At 56.0% G+C, this 18789-nt stretch carries 6 protein-coding genes; 2 read left to right on the plus strand and 4 right to left on the minus strand.

The window, feature by feature from the left end; all coding sequences use genetic code 11:
• Window positions 1–68: 68 nt before the first annotated feature.
• On the minus strand, window positions 69–9563 hold the full coding sequence (locus UH5x_RS17120) for a PKD domain-containing protein (RefSeq protein ID WP_482633130.1): 9495 nt from the start codon (window positions 9561–9563) through the stop codon (window positions 69–71).
• A gap of 322 nt (window positions 9564–9885) precedes the next feature.
• On the opposite strand from UH5x_RS17120, the gene UH5x_RS17125 reads away from it, so the two are divergent.
• A complete protein-coding gene (locus UH5x_RS17125) occupies window positions 9886–10215 on the plus strand; it encodes a dockerin type I domain-containing protein (protein ID WP_482633131.1) in 330 nt (109 codons plus the stop codon).
• A 39-nt stretch (window positions 10216–10254) separates the two neighbouring features.
• Here UH5x_RS17125 and UH5x_RS17130 read toward each other — a convergent pair whose 3' ends face one another.
• The 3 genes from UH5x_RS17130 to UH5x_RS17140 form a co-directional block, all read right to left on the minus strand.
• Window positions 10255–13554, minus strand: a complete 3300-nt coding sequence (locus UH5x_RS17130) for a WD40 repeat domain-containing serine/threonine-protein kinase (RefSeq protein ID WP_482633132.1) — start codon at window positions 13552–13554, stop codon at window positions 10255–10257.
• Between the two features lie 10 nt (window positions 13555–13564).
• Window positions 13565–14119, minus strand: coding sequence for an ECF-type sigma factor (locus UH5x_RS17135; RefSeq protein WP_482633133.1), 555 nt, complete (start codon window positions 14117–14119; stop codon window positions 13565–13567).
• A 93-nt stretch (window positions 14120–14212) separates the two neighbouring features.
• A complete protein-coding gene (locus tag UH5x_RS17140) occupies window positions 14213–17359 on the minus strand; it encodes a transglutaminase domain-containing protein (RefSeq protein WP_482633134.1) in 3147 nt (1048 codons plus the stop codon).
• A gap of 434 nt (window positions 17360–17793) precedes the next feature.
• Between UH5x_RS17140 and UH5x_RS17145 the strand changes: the two genes are divergently transcribed.
• Window positions 17794–18765, plus strand: coding sequence for a cysteine synthase family protein (locus tag UH5x_RS17145; RefSeq protein ID WP_482633135.1), 972 nt, complete (start codon window positions 17794–17796; stop codon window positions 18763–18765).
• Window positions 18766–18789: the final 24 nt, after the last annotated feature.

Raw genomic sequence — 18789 nt, forward strand, 5'->3', positions numbered from 1 at the left:
ATCGTTCACCAGTCAACCGACAATCCGGTGAGGGGTGGATCGAGCCTGATCCTATTTAGAAAACGGCCTTAGTCATCTAAGTCCGCACGTAGCATTTGCAGGGCTTTGTCGGCATCTCTTTGCCGTAGGATGGTGGAGAAGAAACGAAGATCGATTCGGTCGACATCGCCATCCCCGTCAACATCCGCGTCGCCGTGCAACGCTGGGTTCCGATAGGCCAGTTGCGCTTTCCGCATGTCCGCTGTGTTCACGACGCCATCCCCGTTGATGTCGCCTTGCAGGCGATGGAATCGACGGTCCTCCTCGAATCCGTTGCTCAAGTCGTCGTCCATGTCGATGCGAAGGGCGTACACACCGTTTTGCAGGAGTCCAGCGTCACCGAAATCCAGGCGGAGCTTCAAGCCATCGCGGACAGCGGTGACCGTCAGAAATTCTCCGCCGAGCGAATTGCCAGCAAGGTCCAACCGCTCCAACCGGATGCGGTCATTGTCTGGGTTGTCGTCTTCGAGAGATTCCAGAAGTTCGTCGATAAAACCGGAGTCGTTGAACAGCAGGTCCGCCGAATGAACCGAAGATCGGTTCTCCAACCCTCCGTTGACATCAAAGCCAATGATTTGACCGGAGGTTGGTGCTGCTAGCATGACATCGGTCACCAGTTGATCCCCCTCCCCTCCCGGATCGCCATCCAGTGATCCACTGCCTCCTTCACGGTTCCCAAGGTGGTCGACACCAATGCTGAAGAATCGATAGGAATGCGTCGCCCCGTCCTGAGGAACCGCATACTGGATGGCTCCGCTGACAGCGTTAGCACCGCCTGGGATTGTTCCAACCAGAGAGATCACACTGTTTTTAGTCCCTGGGTCGGTCTCGACATAAACGTCGATCGAATCCACATTCCCACCACCAACATCAGCCCCAGAAATCGCCAAGTTGATGAACGCCGTCTCATCGAACACGGCCGAATCCACCTGAGTGTCCGGCCCCACCGTGTCGGCGGTGACGAACGAGTAATCGGTTCGTGGCGTGACCTCGTTCTCCACATTCCCCGCCCCGTCAGCAGCAACGCTCCAAAGCTGAATCACATCTCCCGGCAACGCATCCAGTGCGGCTGATAGCGTTGCGGTGCCGCCCGTGGAAGCCGGATCCAAAGCGACCCGACCAAACAACTGGGGAGCGGATCCCGAACTCGAAGGATTCACGCGGTAGAAAATATCCACCCAAGACACGCCTGAAATCGGTGCCTCCGTCGGACCCAGCGAATCTACAAAGCCGATCTCGATGTCATACTCGCCGGAACTGGTGAATGTCGCGTTGAGTACGGAACTCGATGGGCTCGTCTCATCAACGGCCGGTGCCGGGGGCACCTGAGTGCTGACACTGGCGTTGACACTTTGGTTCGTGTCGTCGGTGATACTCACGCTGACCGTGTAGCTCTCGATCGACGGCAAATGGGTCACTCCGTACGCATGCGAAATCGAGAACGAACGTTCGCCAGCGGCAAACGTGAACGAGTCAGTTTGGCCGTCGCCCCAGGTGACGTCGATCGTGTGCGTATCCACTGCGCTCGCATCGCTGAACGTACCAGTCAGTGTGACGGCACCATTGGCATCAACGATCGAGTCGACGTTGAGACTGCTGATCACCGGCGCGTTGTTGCTGACGACCAACTCACTCGTGCTCGCCGCAACGGCTTGGTCGGCGTTCAGGACTGCCGTGTTGAGAACAAACGCTGCTCCGGGGGGAAAATCCGCGCCGGAATTGATCGTGACTTCGTAAGTCACCGTGCCGGAAGCTCCGGGCGCGAGGTCACCCAGTTCCCAGCGAAGGATGTTGCCATCGGCGATGCCGCCATGACTGATGTTGGTGGGTGACCCCATCAAAGTTTCATCGAAGTCATCAATCAGTATCCCGCCGGTGATGGTGGTCGTGCCCGTGTTCTCGTAGCTCAGGGTGAACGACAGGGTGTCACCCGGTTCAGGTGCGTCGTCGGTGGCTTGCACCAGTGGGGCGGAGATCGTGTTAGCGGCTGCGAAGCCGCGTGACGCGGATGCCATCGGCGCCAACGCGGACGCCGAGTCGGGCAAGACCACGATCCCGTGTTCGACGATCAGCGACGTCGTGTCCAGGTCGCCGACCAGGATTGTCCGCGTCGTGTGCGTGTGAGCCTTGAATATAAAATCGGGTTTGGCAATCACCTGAATAATGTGAAGGCCTTCGGCCGTTGGCGTCCATTGCATCCCGACAAGCGCGGGGTCAGCCAATCCACCTTCGGGGAATGAGACGGAATCACGTCCGATCTCAAACGTTCGTATCTCCCCCGCGACAGGGAAGAGGTCATTGAACGTCACAGGAACACCAACGAGCGGATCATTGAGCTCGTAATCAAAGCTACCGAGAACGGTGATTGGCACACCGATTTGAGGAGTTCCGGGTGGTAGCGCTGGAATCGGAACCTCTGCATCATCGACGAATTGGATCGATGACGAAAAGACATAGCCGGGGCCTCCTGGCCCACTCGGTCGTGGCGGCGAGGGGTCAGGAGATTCACCGTCGACGGTGAGTGTCGCCTCAAACACCCTGCTAAATGTCCCATCGCTGATTTCAAATCGTAGCGTGTAGTCACCATCTTCTTTGGGGCTTCGCATGGTGTGCAGGAAATTGCCGTTGGGTGCCGTCCGGGCTCCTGATGCTGCCAACACGTTGCCGGACGAGTCGAACAACCGAGCGGTCACGCTTGCGTTCTGGACGGGGAAGTCATTGCTGCCCGGGATCGTGCTGAAATCGTAAAACGCCTGACCACCGACCGCCACAAATTGGTCTCGGTAGAACGTGCGGTCAGGCACGTCCGCGACCAGTTCGGCGGTGCCGAAATCGGGGCTGCCGATTTGCAGGACCTGGATCGCCTCATTGTTTGACTCGTCCAGTTCCTCAATCGTCGAGTCAGGATCAACCACCACACGGACCAACAGGTAAGCGTCCTCGGTCGGCAACGCAGGCTGACCGTTGTTGCCGTCCCAGGTCAAGCGAACCTGTGCTTCTGATTTCGCATCTCCTTCGGGATCCGCATCGATCGAAGAGATCACTCCACGACCGATTTCTAAGAACGACTCCGTCACGGCGTCGTATACCTGGACGCTGACTGGGACGTCGCTTGCGGCAAGCGTCCCCGCGTTGGTCACGTCCACGACAAAGTCGAATGATTCGCCAACGTCCGGATGGATTGGATCAAACAGGACGTCCGATGAGATCAATTTCAGGTCCGGTGACGGCGGCAGCTTCACATTGACGGTCAAGTTCTTGCGGGTCACTCCACCGTCGCCATCGTCGATCGTGACGACAGCAAAGTAGTCACCGGCGGCACTGTAAACATGGCCGAGTTCAAAATTCTTGCCGTTGAGAGTCAGCGTTTGATCACCGGTACCGTCCGCGTAGTTGACGGTCGCTGTCCAACTATCCGACCCCGGGTCAACGAGAGATCCGTCGAGCGTCCAGGCGGCACCTCGTTCGACCGTGACAATGGGATCAAGGGTGATCGTTGGTGCCACGTTGCGAACGTTGATGACTGCACTGGCAGAATCCGAGTCGTCGGAACCATCGGTCACGCGAGCCAGGACTGTCACGCTCGCTGGGCCATCGATCAGACTTGCATCAAAGACTGGATTGCTACCGATTTCATTGCCTCGTTCCGCTTCAGATCCTGTCTCTCCGAAAACCCCATCGCCATCCAAGTCCCATTGAAAGACCAGCGACTCATCCGGCGCGTCCGGGTCGCTGGAGCCTGATGCGTCCAATTGCACCTCCCCACCCTCATCAACCTCGTATGGACCGCCCGCGTCGGCAATGGGCGGAACATTGGGTGGTGGGGTCACCGTCAACACAACGTCATTGCCAGTCGCCGCATCCAACCCCAAGTACGATATTTGTGCACTCAGAGAAGATCCGTGGAAGTTGTCAAGGAAGTTTCCTTCCGGCAAACCGCTGAAGGTTCCCGACACAGCTTCCGTCCCATGGTTGACCACCAAGACGAATGACTCCGCCAGGCTGACCGGATACTCCCCATCGATGACCAGATTGACTCCGGTCAGATCCAGGCTACCGAGGAGGCTGAGCTGGGAATATTCGGTATTTGGTGTGGTGCCATCAATCGTGAATCGAATGTCGCTACTGGGGGCGAAGGACAACTCGCTGGCAATCACTTCGTTGGATGTCAAACCAACGTGCACCGCGTGAGGAGCCGCACCTGGATTCAACCAAAGCTTGCCCCCAGCGGTGTCGATCGTGCCTGTCAGGAAAATGTCACCTGCTGTTATGAATTGCAGATCAGCATTTGTCGCCAGTGTCACATCGCCACTCAGGGTGATGTCGCCGTTGATTTCCTCATTGCCAATGACCAGCGATGGGGTCAAGATTCGATGGAGTAATCCAACGGGAAGGCTCAGTTCACCTGTGTTATCCGTTGCTATTCCGATGTCCCTGTCGGCTGACAACGGAGCCAGCACCACCGAGTTGGCGGATTGAATCGTTGATGTCAGATCAACATCCAGATCGTCGACATTCAACGTGACTCGTCCCGTTCCTTGAGTCTGCATGACGACGTCGGCAACGGTGGTGATCTGCTCCGCGAGGACTTCCAGGTCATCATTGTTTTTCAGAATGAATGTCTCGTCGAAGGCGACCTGATCGGTTCCCCCACGTCCGTCGATGAGGACATTCGCGGCAAAGGAGCTGCCGATCCCGGCGAGAGTGATGGTGTCGCTATCGGCTGCATCGCCCAACACGGACAGCCGTCCGGTCAGGTTGCGAACCAAAAGTCCACCCAGCGATTCGCTGAAGGAGATGAGCGTGTCGGTGGTATCAACGGCAGTGAAAGTGGTCGTGATTTCGTTGGCGACGAGATTGGTTTGATCGATCTCAACAAGCAAATTGGTGATGGTCGAATTCGTCAGGTTGACCAGGTTGCCGGTGGTCAATTCGAATGTCACATCATTGAGCTGAAGTGTTCCCTGAGCCGGATCGTAGGACACGGTGTGGAAGTTTCCGCCCGTGAACCCGATGCCATCGTTTCCTCCCGGACCACCGTCGAAGGCAATTTGCAGGGCGGCTTCCAGGTTTTCGCCGGTGTAATCCACCAGCAGCGTATCATCGCCGCTACCGCCGAGAATGGAATCGAAGCCGGTGTAAGTCACGGAGCTGACTCGGATGTCACCATCGGCTGTGACTTGCCAATTGGTATTCGCTTCGCTTCCCAGCAGTTGATTGTCGGCAGGTTCCAGGGCAACGACATTTTCCACAGAGTAGGAGCCGAGCACTCCAGGAACACTGCGGCCGTTGACACTGACTTCCAGCGGTCCACTACGTGCGGCTAGTTCCAAGCGGTCAACGCCACCGTTGCCGATAAAAGAGCCATCGTAGGAACCGTCGCTCTCGACAATGAACACATCCTCTTGAGGGCCACCATGGAGATTTGCGATGTTTGAGAATCCGTACTGACCGTTGTTGATGTTGCCGGTGTTCTCTCCGGTGATCGTCCACTGGTTGATCGAATCAGGCCCTTCGATTCGTTGGTACGTGGATCCCGAGCCGAGAACGGATTCGAAGTTGGTGGTTGCCCCGGCGCGTCCACTGCTGGTTCCAACACCATTGGCTTGGTTCGTACTCCAACTGACCAGGACGCTTGTGTTGGCTTGATACTGCGAGTAGTCGAGCGTGTCCCAGCCATCTCCTGTATCCAGTGTTCCGTAAATGTAGTTTGAACTACTGCCAGCAAACTGGAACGTATCGTCTGCCGATCCACCGACCAGCGATTCGACATCGTAGAAGCTGGTTGTCGTATTGAGCGTGCCATCGTTGCGATCGTTGATGGTCCAGACGCTGTTCACGTTCGGACCGATCAGCGTGTCGTTGCCGCTTTCGCCACGGACTGCTCCTGTCGATTCTCCAAGCACCGTGAAGGTGTCATCTCCATCTCGTCCATACAGTTGACCACTCCAGTTCCCACCGAGATCCACGGTGAAGGAGTCCGCCGTGTCGCTGCCATACAGACGTTCGACGGCCGTGAAGTCAAAGCGTTGGCCTTCGAAAAGAACGTGACCGGAGTCGTCTCCGGTGATGTACCAATCGGTTGACAAATCGGGAGCGTAGAGTGACGCGGTACCACTTCCTCCCACGAACTCATCGAATCCTGCACTGTAATGGACGTTGTTGGCAGCGACGGTCCCATCGGATTGCAGGTTCAAGGTTACGGTGCCAGTGCCACCAACCAAGCGGTTGTCTTGCTCACCTTCGATGAGCATTTCACCGGCATAGAAGCCGTTGAGCACTCCTGCAACTTTGCGATTGGAGACGTTGACATCCAACGGCACGCCGCGGTCGGCCAGTTCGATGCGATCATCGTTGCTGCCGTACAGATATCCTGTGAGTGACCCGTCGCTTTCGATGTGAAAGACATCTTCCTGCGGTCCGTCGTCCAAACGTGCGATGTTCGTGAAGCTGAATTGGCCGCTGTTGATGTTGCCAGTGTTCTCACCGGTGATTGTCCACTGATTGACCGAGTCAGGTCCTTCGATTCGTTGGTACGTGGATCCCGAGCCGAGAACGGATTCGAAGTTGGTGGTTGCCCCGGCGCGTCCACTGCTGGTTCCAACACCATTGGCTTGGTTCGTACTCCAACTGACCAGGACGCTTGTGTTGGCTTGATACTGCGAGTAGTCGAGCGTGTCCCAGCCATCTCCTGTATCCAGTGTTCCGTAAATGTAGTTCGAACTGCTCCCGGCAAACTGGAACGTATCGTCTGCTGACCCACCCACCAGCGATTCAACGTCGTAGAAGCTGGTCGTCGTATTGAGCGTGCCATCGTTGCGATCGTCGATGGTCCAGACGCTGTTCACGTTCGGACCAATCAGCGTGTCGCTGCCGCTTTCGCCACGGACTGCTCCTGTCGATTGGCCAAGCACCGTGAAGGTGTCATCTCCATCTCGTCCATACAGTTGACCACTCCAGTTCCCACCGACATCCACGGTGAAGGAGTCCGCCGTGTCGCTGCCATACAGACGTTCGACGGCCGTGAAGTCGAAGCGTTGGCCATCGACGAGGACGTAACCGGTGTCATCTCCGGTGATGTGCCAGTCGGTTGCTAGCTCTGAAGCGTAGAGTGACTCGGTGCCACTTCCTCCCACGAACTCATCGAATCCTGCGCTGTAATGAACGTTACCAGCGTTGACGGTCCCATCGCTGTTCAGCGTCAAAGTTACGGTGCTGGTGCCACCGAGCAAGCGGTTGTCATGTTCTCCTTCGATGAGCAATTCTCCTGCATAGAAGCTGCCGAGCACTCCTGCAACATTGCGATTGGAGACGTTGACATCGAGCGGCACGCCGCGATCTTCCAGTTCGATGCGATCGTCGTTGATGGAGCCGCTGACAGAGCCGGTGATGGAAGCATCGCTTTCAACGCGAAAGACATCCTCTTGTGGTCCACCCTCGAGGCGAGCAATGTTGGTGAAGCTGTACTGGCCGCTGTTGATGTTGCCGGTGTTCTCTCCGGTGATCGTCCACTGGTTGACCGAGTCTGGTCCTTCCACTCTCTGGTAGCTTTCAGCACCTGATCCGATAACGGCCTCAAAGCCAGTCGCTGCGCCCGCAATTCCAGTGTATGAACTAGTCCCGACACCGGTGGCTCGGTTCTGTGCCCAACTGACATACACGCTGTGGCTCGCGAAGAACTGTGAGTAGTCGAGCGTGTCCCAGCCATCTCCTGTATCCAGTGTTCCGTTGATGTAGTTCGAACTGCTCCCGGCAAACTGGAACGTATCGTCTGCTGACCCACCCACCAGCGATTCGACATCGTAGAAGCTGGTCGTTGTATTGAGCGTGCCATCGTTGCGATCGTCGATGGTCCAGACGCTGTTCACGTTCGGACCGATCAGCGTGTCGTTGCCACCCTCGCCGCGAATTGCTCCAGTCGATTCGCCAAGCACAGCGAAGGTGTCATCTCCACCTCGTCCATACAGTTGACCACTCCAGTTCCCACCGACATCCACGGTGAAGGAGTCCGCCGTGTCGCTGCCATACAGACGTTCGACGGCCGTGAAGTCAAAGCGTTGGCCTTCGACGAGGACATAACCGGTGTCGTCTCCGGTGATGTGCCAATCGGTTGACAAATCGGGAGCGTAGAGTGATGCGGTACCACTTCCTCCCACGAACTCATCGAATCCTGCACTGTAATGGACGTTGTTGGCAGCGACGGTTCCGTCGGCGTTAAGATTCAGTGTCAAACTGCTGGTGCTACCAACCAAGCGGTTGTCATGTTCTCCTTCGATGAGCAATTCTCCTGCATAGAAGCTGCCGAGCACCCCTGCAACATTGCGATTGGAGACGTTGACATCGAGCGGCACGCCGCGATCTTCCAGTTCGATGCGATCGTCGTTGATGGAGCCGCTGACAGAACCGGTGATGGAAGCATCGCTTTCAACGCGAAAGACATCCTCTTGTGGTCCACCCTCGAGGCGAGCAATGTTGGTGAAGCTGTACTGGCCGCTGTTGATGTTACCGGTGTTCTCTCCGGTGATCGTCCACTGGTTGGCCGAGTCTGGTCCTTCCACTCTCTGGTAGCCGTTGGCCCCCGAACCCACGACGGCCTCAAAGTTGGTGGCAGCGCCCGCAGTTCCAGTGTACGAGCTTGTTCCGACGCCGGTGGCTCGGTTCTGTGCCCAACTGACATACACGCTGTGGCTCGCGAAGAACTGTGAGTAGTCCAATGTGTCCCAGCCCTCGCCGGTATCCAGCGTTCCGTTGATGTAGGACGAACTACCTCCGGTGAACTGGAACGTATCGTCTGCGGATCCACCCACCAGCGATTCGACATCGTAGAAGCTGGTCGTGGTGTTGAGTGTGCCGTCGTTGCGATCATCGATTGTCCACAGGTTGTTTGTGTCGGGACCGATCAAGGTGTCATTGCCACCGCTGGCTGAAACTTGTTTTGCTTCGACGCTCTGGCTGATCACGGTGAAGCCATTGACTTCGGTTGCTTGATCGCTGACCACAAATGTGTCGTCGCCACTGCTGCCGATGATTGACAACGTGTCGGTACCGCTGGTCGCCAAAATTCGTAGCTTGGTCGTCGGGGTTGCAAGTTCGCCATTGAAAACAGTTGAGCTGCCACGCCTGACCAACCATTCGTTGGTCCCGCTACCGACGTACTGCGCCGTGAAGATTTCATTGGCGGAGGTGCCGATGACATCGTGGTATTCGCCATCCGTGTCCAGGACATCAATCTGAAACGCTTTTTCGGTGACCTCTCCCAAACTGTCGGTGGCACGCACACGAACGGAATAAACAGACTGCACTTCGTCGTCCAACGTGGCGGCTGTGACCAGTTGTTCCGAGTCGACGCGGAAACTGGCGTTGTCCTCCCCGCCTTCGCCAGCAACCAGCTCGAATGTGTACGGAGCGGTACCGTCGGGATTGACTGCAGCTAAATCACCAACCGGAGAATCCAATGGCAATTTCTCGTAGACAAAGCCACTCGAAAGCAAAATATCCCCAGCCAACAAATGGCGTTTTTCCAATCTTTCAGCGAGCAATTTGCGGCGACGTGGAGCAGATCGGCTAGGTTGGCGGGGGCCAAGGAATGGATTGAATCGGCGACTGCTTGGGTATGTCATCGAGAAAGCCGAGTGGATTGGGGGACAAAACGAAGGCCAAAGCTTCATGCGAAAAGCCACTTCGATCTGTCCCGTCTTTTCCCGGAAATTTCTTTTCGTCAGGACACGCTCGCCCGTTCAGCGGGATCGTCTCCCGAGAGGCGTCAGAAAACGAACGTGATGCGAGACGATTGTCACGGGATCGGAGAACGTTCAATCGTTGGACGCATTGCGGATCATCAACGAATTGAATGATCGCGTTCACTCCGATCCTGTAACTGGGGTTTTGCGAGAGCCGATACTTGTTGATCCGTCTCCTAGGAATTTCTACGATGTCAATCGTGATGGAAAAGCAACCGCCTTGGATGCACTCCGAGTGATCAACTACCTCAATCTGAAAGACGCAGACGCGGTTTCAGAACCCATCGAAACAGGCCTCCGAAAACCGAGTCACAGTGAATTTGACGCATCGGATTTTGTTTTTGCGTCAACGGACTGGTGGCAAGAAGGATGGAGACAAGGAGATGTCTGGTCGCACGAATCAGCGATCGATGATTCGTCCATGCGACTATTCTGATCTGCCGAGATGGACACCGGCGAATTGATAGAATACTTGTTAACGGCCCAGCAGGACGGGGACGTAGCCGTGTTCGCTGGGGTAGACCAGGAGTATGCGGCGTCCGTCTGCTGACAATTGGAGGTTTTGTGGGCGTCTGAGTCCGGGACGCGGGTGATACAAGGTGCCCAGTGGCTGGCCGGTCGGGACGTGCCACGCCATCATCCGGCCATCGTTGTGGCCTGAGATCAGGACGCGGTCGTCGGCGAGAAAACTCAGCGACCAGACTCTCGACATCTCGCGGATGTCCAAGAAAACTTGGCCGGTTGCCCGATCCCGAACTGTCAAACGTTGGTCGTTTCCAACCGCCATCCGACGTTGGTCGTGACTGATCGCGACCACTCTGGGATGTGAAATCGCGTACCGACGACCAACTTTGCCCGATTCGATATTCAGCTCCTGCAGCGATTTTTCGTCGACAGCCCCGCAAATCAACGTCTGGTTGTGGTTGGCGAAAACAGCATTTCCATTGTGAATTGCGGCGAAGGTCGCAATCAATTCGTGGCTGGCCCAGCGATCGGCCGATTCCCAAACCAAAGCGAACCCACCGCCGACAGCGACCAGCCGACTGCCATCGGGGGAGAAACTCAGGTGCTCATCCCGTTGGGGAGGCAAATCGATTGTGGTCAGCGTTTGGCGAGTCCGTAGCGACACAATGGCAATCTGATTGCCGCTTCGCAGTGCGACCAATCCCGCAGCGGCTTGGTGGGACATTTTTTCGATCGGCAATCCGATCGGTTCTTGGCCTCGGAGAAACAAGGCGGGCTCGGGCTCGTTGTCTAGGAAATATGCCGCCTCGACCGCGACTGGAGACGTGAGTTCACGTTGTGGGACGACACCATCGAGCTCCCACAAATGCACCGTTCCATCATTGCCGGCGGTGATGAATCGGTTTGGCTTGTTTTCCAGCCAACGCACAGCCAATCGTTCGTCATCCTGACGGTATGCATTCCACTGCGTGCGCACTTCGCCGCCGACATCCGAAGCATCGGTTCCGCTCAACCGGATGATTTGGACCCTTCCGTCACCATACCCAGCAGTCAGCCACATTCCGTCGGAAGATGCTGCCAACGATTTAGCGTAGGATGCACTGACGTTGAAGGTGCCCCGCCTCGCTCCGGTCGCTCGGTCAAAGACAGCCAACGAATCGAAGTATCGTTCGCCAGCAATCAGCCACTGTTGATTCGGTCCTGCCCAACACATTGCACGGACATTCGTGAAGGGGTTGGTATCGATTGTTCGATTGTGCTTTGCAGCGGCGACGTCCCAGACATGAATTCCATTCCGTGTCGGAACCAACAATTCGCGACTGTCAGGCGTGAACAAAAGGGTCTCGTGTCGATGATCATTGATGATGCGAAACTTTTCATTTCCCTCTGCATCACCCACCCAGACGCCGGCGTAACGAAAGCCCGCGGCAACGGATCGACCGTCAGGCGACCAAGCAAGCGATTCGATTCCGTTTCCCACTGGCCGCACTTGATGAACGCAGATCGCTTTTTCCACATCCCAGTACTTGATCAACCCCGATGTCGATCCACTGACTGCCATCAAACCGTCCGGTGAGAACGCAATGGCATGAGCCGGTTCGTCGTGACTTCCCAAGGGACGCCCCACCGTCGTCGAGCCATCCAATGAGAGCATGACAACGCCGCCATCTTCGCACACACACAAGGCAGTTTTCAGTTTCGATGAAGTCGCAATGTCATGAATCGGAGAAGCCATTTTGAAACGTTGGTGTGGTACCGGATCGGCTGCCACTTGAAAAAATTCAAACAACCCTGAATGTTCAATCGCTCCGCGATCGGATGGCAACGCGTGGGGGTGGTTGACGACCGTGGCGAGCTGCGACAACTGCACCAGATCGCCAGCCTGATACGCTGACACGGCTCGTTGCAACTGGTTGCACTCAAGCAGTTCGTTTGTCTGCCGTTCCCGCACCTCGCTGAACAATTTGGCTTGGCGAACCTCGAGCATTTTCCAAGTCGAAACGGCGCTGGTGATGATCAAGGAAAGAAGCACCACGGCGGTCACCGCGATCGCAAAACGGTGACGCTGGATTGTTTTGCGAAGCTGATAAATTTGAGAAGGAGGGCATGCCAAAACTGCCTCACCGTTGAGGTATCGCTGGATGTCATCGGCGAGTTCGGACGCGGATCCGTATCGCCGGCGACGGTCTTTTTCCATCGCCTTCATGATTAGCCAATCCAGTTCTCCCCGGATGATCGGTTGCGGCGTCCGAAGATCGCCGCCTTGGTGATTCTTGACGTGGATGCTTTTTTCGGCCGAGATGGTGCTGCAGGCGGCGCTTGGTCGAGGAGGCTGGACCTCGCGAATGATTCGGCGGACCTCGTCAAAGCTTGCCGTTTTGAAGGTCTCACGGTCAAACGGTGGCGCACCAACCATCAGTTCGTACAACAACACTCCGAGGGAATAGACATCGCTGCGAGTGTCGAAGTCGATCGTCCCCAGCTCCGCTTGCTCGGGGCTCATGTACATCGGTGTTCCCATCAACTGCGCGAAACCAGTGTGAATCGTTAGGTCTGTGAGCGGTTGGGCGAGTGCTTTGGCCAATCCAAAGTCGATCACTTTCGGAATTGCTTCCCCATCGATTTCCGCAACCAAAATGTTCGAGGGTTTCAAGTCGCGGTGAATCACCCCTTTTCGATGAGCGTGTTGGACAGCATGGCAAACCTTTTGGAAGAGACGCAAACGTTCCTCGGTTGAGAACTGAGAACGATTGGCATACTCGGTGATGGGTGTCCCCTGAACCAATTCCATCACCAAGTAAGGTTGCCCACTTTCTGTCGCTCCACCATCAAGAATTTTGGCGATGGAGGGATGGTCCATCATCGCAAGTGCTTGACGCTCGGCGGAGAATCGGGCCAACGTTTCCTTCGTAGCGATTCCTGCTCGAATGATTTTCAGGGCAACCTTGCGGCGAACTGGTTGTTCTTGCTGCGCTGCAAAAACACAGCCCATTCCACCTTCACCGATCAGTTCGCAAATCGAATAGCGATCGATGCGATGCAACTGATTGGCTTTGAACGTTTCCGGCCAAATTCCCGAGCGGGTCGACGTCCAATGAGTTTCGTGAACCCCCAAACGATCGACGATGTCATCCAGCACATTGGGGTCCTGCTGGTTGTGAGCTGTCATCAATTGCTCCATCTCCTGTCGCATCGCTTCGTTTGATTGGCAGGCCTGGGCGATGAAACGCTGACGCTCTTTCAAATCGTCGAATTCGATTGCTTGTAAGAACACAGCTTTGATGGATTCTTGTTTTGATGAATCCGACATGCGCTGCACCCTAGCCGTCCCAGCGAACTGCGAACCAAGTGCGAGCAAATTCCCAATTCCGATACGCAGCACTGCGCGACATTTTCATCAATTCGCCTGCCTCGGTGATCGATAACCCGGCAAATACACGAAGTTCAACCAACTTGGCAGAATCGGGATCGACTTCAAACAATCGCTCCAGCCCATCGTCGAGATCCAGCAAAAGATCCGTTGCAGGCGTGAGGTCATCCGCTACTTCGCCCAGTGCGAGGCGTCGGCAGTGGCCACCTCGCTTTTGACTTCCGCGAGCGCGCGCAGCGTCAATCAGAATTCGCCGCATTGCTTCGGCTGCGGCTGCATAAAAATGTCCACGGTTATCAAATTTCTGCAGTCGCCCGCTCGACGCCAGACGCAGATACGCTTCGTTGACCAATGCCGTGGGCTGAAGAGTGCGCTCTCGATACTCCACTGCGAATTGACTTTCCGCGATCGAACGCAATTCCTGGTAGACAGCGCGCAACAGCCCCTCCGACGCTCCCGCATCGCCCGACCGCACCTGACGCAACAATTCAGTGACATCACCCATGCTGCCAGTGTATACCCGAACCACCCGTTTGGCGAGAAGAATCCTCTGAGTCCGGAAAGGGCGTCCCGACGGTCTTTGTCGAGTTCAATTCAATCACTCTTCTGCGAAGGTGATGATCGGGAAGATTTCTGGGATGTGGGAGTCCCAGACTCCGTGTTTGCCGAGGGCCCAGCCTCCGGAGTCGGTGGCGGGTTCGGGGGCCTTGGTTTTGTTGAACCGGAAGAGATCGATTCGCCACTCATCGCCGACCTTGGGTGGCAGTGATCGGTTGTCGCCCTTGGCAAGCCAGTTCATCTCCTTCCAAGGAAACGCCAACTCGACCGTCCAGCCTTGATCGACGTCGGAATCGTCGTTCAAGGTCCCGTTGGTGTGAACGGCGGATTTGAAATTGGGAAAGTCGTAGCCTAGAAACGCGATGCGTTTACCGCGTGGATGGTCGGTGAACCCAACGCCATCGAACTCCTGTTGATTCGGAGCGTCTTTGGCGAGTTGTGGGTCGGATGCATAACCACCTTTCTCGTACGCTTCCTGCCATACAAAGAAACCTTCGTAGACGGTTCCATAGGAATTGATCTCGAACTCGTAGTAGGCGTCCTTTCCAGCGATGAAGACTTCGACGTCGTTGTCGTAGTAAATCGGATCGTCACGGTCTTTGTACTCCGCGTCGACATTGGGTTCTTCCAACCAAAATCCGATGTAAAGAAACTCGTCATCCCACAGGATGGATGAGCGGGTGTCGTAGCGAGTGGGTTGTCCGCTGACCAAGTCGACAAAGGAGGTGGTCTTGCGGGCTTGCTGCCAAGCCTCTTCGTCCAAGCGACCATCGATCGTCAGCTCAGTATCAATCTTCGCCGCGGTGTATCGCGGCAAATCCTTGGCAGGGACCAACGATTGAGGGAACGGCTTGGGCATCTCCACTTCGACGAAAGTCGAAAATGCGAGCTCGGAATCGGATCGCTCGTCGAGGGTTGTCACGAGTGTTTTCAGAGTTCGCGTGACTTGGCCCTCGAACAGCATTTGACCACTGCTGGTGATCTGGATCGGTTGGTCCAAGTCGATGAATCGGTCATCCAAGAAGACGTTGATCTTGTTCACGTCTGAGGAGATCAAGTCAATCGTTTGACCGTCGACGGCTGCGATGATGGTCGCACCGGCTTTGACCGACGACTCTTCCACGCCCAACCAATAGAAATGCGAGTGAGTCACATCGTCCTGGACCCACACGATCTTGGACGGGGTCACGTTTCGAGTGTGCTTGGCCATCCAAGGAAGCGCGACCGCATCTTCGCGATCCATCCAGTGCCCCTTGTTCGGATAGATCTTCACGAAGTGTTCGTATCCCTCGGGATCAGCTTCCTGCAGTTTGGCCAGCTTCGTTTGCCAATCGGCAGCGATTTGGTTGCGTTTGTAGGCCGCGTCTTTGCCTCCCATTTGCAACGCGAAGGGAACGTTGCGAAGTCCCAGGGCCGACGTTTCGTTGGGATGTCCGGCCATCATCGCGGCGGCCGCCCAGCGGTCGGACAGACGAGGTGCCAGTTGATACACGCCGTCACCGCCGGCGGAATAACCCATCACGTAGACGCGATTTGGATTGACGTTTTCAAACGCGACCATGTTTTCGATCAAACGCACGAACATCGGATCGATGTGCTTTTGATGCCATAGATTCCATGTGTCGGTCGGAGCTCGCGGAGCCACGTAGACACCTTCTTCGGGTTGATACAAACGTTTCTGGTTTTCCCACTGACGATCGTTGATCGCTTTCGGGGCACCACCACCTCCGTGCATGGAGATGTAGAGACTGCGGCCTGCTTTGGGGGCTTCACCAAAAACGCGATAGTCAAACGGCATCTCATGTTCGCCGTGAACCAACACCCGAGCCTTCATTTCCTCGGAACGCGTTTTGAGCAGAGTTTGCTTGTGATGCTCTGCAAGAATCTTTCTGGCTCGGACAACATCGTCGGCGGTTAGCGAGACGTCGCTGAACGATTGATCGCGAATCGTCTTGAGGTCCGCTGCCGGTTGGGACTGGAGGTAATCGCGGAGAGCTTTGATCGCGGCGACGGATTCATTCGCCTGTGATTCGGAAACCGCATCGACGGAGACGAGGTGGTGCTCATGCAACTCCTCATCCGCATCGGTGATGATGGTGTCACGAATGACTTGATCGCCTTCGCCAATCAAGACCGAGTACTTGTGTTGTTGTTTCAGTTCCACGCGAAGATGATCGTTGGCATCGAATCCTTCGTCGTTGGTTTGACCTTCAAAGACAACTTCGTCGCCATCCAGGACTCGCAATCGGCAACTGGCTCGGTTCCCATCCGCACCATGCACCACGAACAACGACTCAGTCATGCCGGGCGGCAATGACTTTTGAAGAGCAACGTAGCGGTCGGTCACGTTCACAGCGGGAATGCTTCGTAGCTTTCGATTCCAAACGCATGGGAACGAGAGCGGGGTCTGTTTGAGACTGGTTGCATAGATCGCGTGAGCTTTTGACGAACGGTCTGCTTTGGTTGCATTGGCGACGAACCAACCACGATCCAGTTCGTTTCCGGTTGGCTCCGCGGCACCCGTGAAATGCCAGCCATCGTCCCAGACTTCCACCCACGAGTGATTTCCTGATTGATTGAACCACAGGGGCGTGCCCACGAACCGAGCGGGGATCCCAACAGATCGACAAGCATCAATCAGCAGCACCGACAAACCCGTGCACGACGCCAACCCGGTTTCCATTGATTCCAGCGGGCTCTGATCCGCTTTCACTCGCCGGGTGGAATACTTCACGCCGACGTTTTGGAACAGTTTTTGATTGATCAACGCGGCCGCTTCGCTCGGTGAGCTCGCTCCTTCCATCATCGGCAGGCAGCGCTTTCGAAAATCGGCTCGCCACTCGTCGCGTCGCTCATTGATGCTTGCGTAGGGCAGAACATTGTTGAGGAAGATGTCTTTGGGAATCTCCTTTGCCCACGGTGCATCGGTCCAAGCTTGATAGGCCAGTCGAGTGTTTTCCAACAGGTAGTCCGCCGAAAGCGTTTGCAGATCACTCTCGGGCATATTCGCGATCAGGAACTCGATCCCTTCCCGTTGATCCGCTGGTGCATCTGCCAGGGCCCGTTCCAGTTCCGCACGGTTGTCTCCCGCCAGAGCCAATCGCTCGGTGTCGAACTCCGCCGATGCGAGTCCAGAAAGGCCGAGGAGGAGCGTCGGAAGGATCAAGGCAATCAACGGTCGTCTCATGAGATGGACTCAGCGTTCAAGTGTCAGGCAGTGGCATGGAACAGGCATCTGATTGCAGCAGCGGTCGTTGCTCCCGATTCAAACACCCGGTCAAGTCAACAGTATGACTGGCCAAAGCACACGCAACCACTGATGAACGGTCCTCGCCGAATGGACTTTTTTAGGGTAGTGGACGAGGCGACGAGTCCTGAACTGGCGTCAAAACCAAGGACTCCTCGCCTCGTCCACGACGGTCAACCCTGACTTTTAACTTTGACAAACCAGGAGTCATCTTTTGTTGTTTGGATCATCACCCAAGACGGCGTGTTAAGGGTGGTCGGTCGTCCGTTTTTTATGTTGCTGCAGAAAACAGTGGCATTCGCCAAACTTGGAATGTCAATTGTTGGTTTGACAAATGGTGTCACCGCCAGGAACTCGCAACCCGCGATGGAACTATGACGAATCATCCGGCTTCGTACAGCTATGCAACCGAAGCGATCTCAACTCCGATTGCGCCGGTGAAACTGTCCGATGATGGGCCAGTCATTTGGTGCAAGCTGGAATATCACAACCCGAGTGGCTCCACCAAAGATCGGATCGCTCGTTTCATCTTGGGAAAGGCAATCCGAAGCGGGTTGCTGGGCCGTGGTGATGCGGTGGTCGAAGCATCGAGCGGGTCGACCAGCATTTCGCTTGCATTGATGTGCGCCCAGTTTGGTTTGCGATTCACTGCGGTCATGCCGCGCGGGGTGAGTTCCGAACGGATCAAGATGATTCGAGCGTTTGGAGCCGAAGTGATCCTGACACCGGCGGAGGAAGGCGTGGGCGGAGCGATGGCATTGGCAGATGAGATCGCCGGTCGAGGAGAAGCGTTCGCAAGCAAGCAGTTTGAGAACCCAGACAACCCGGCGGCACATCGCTATCAAACCGCCGCGGAAATCATTGCTCAAGTTCCTTCTCGTTCGGTGGATGCGGTCGTCAGTGGGGTCGGAACGGGTGGCACCTTGGTCGGGCTGTACCAGGGGTTCTGCGATTTCGGATGCAACACTCGGCCGGTGCTGGCTCGGCCGGTCTGCTCCGATGGCCTGTACGAGTTGGAGTGTTCCAGTTTCAGCAAGAAGATACCGGGTGTGGTGGAAAGTGCTTCGGCAATCTTCCGCGATGCCCATCTGCCCGGACTCAGACAAGTCGATGTGAAAGACAGCGTGGCTTTGGCGTGTTGTCGCCAACTGATCCGGCGTGGATTTCCCGTCGGGCCAAGTTCAGGGTTGAACTTCGCCGCGGCCCTGGAAGCCGCACGCGATCTCCCGCCCGATTCAACGATTGTCACGGTCTTTCCCGACCGCATGGAACGCTACTTCTCGACGCCGTTGTTCAGCGACTCAGTGGAAGAGTTGGAATGCGATCCTGCCCAGACATGTTGCTGACCAGGACCGATTACTGAATCGAGT

It is taken from the genome of Rhodopirellula sp. UH5, assembly GCF_056839225.1.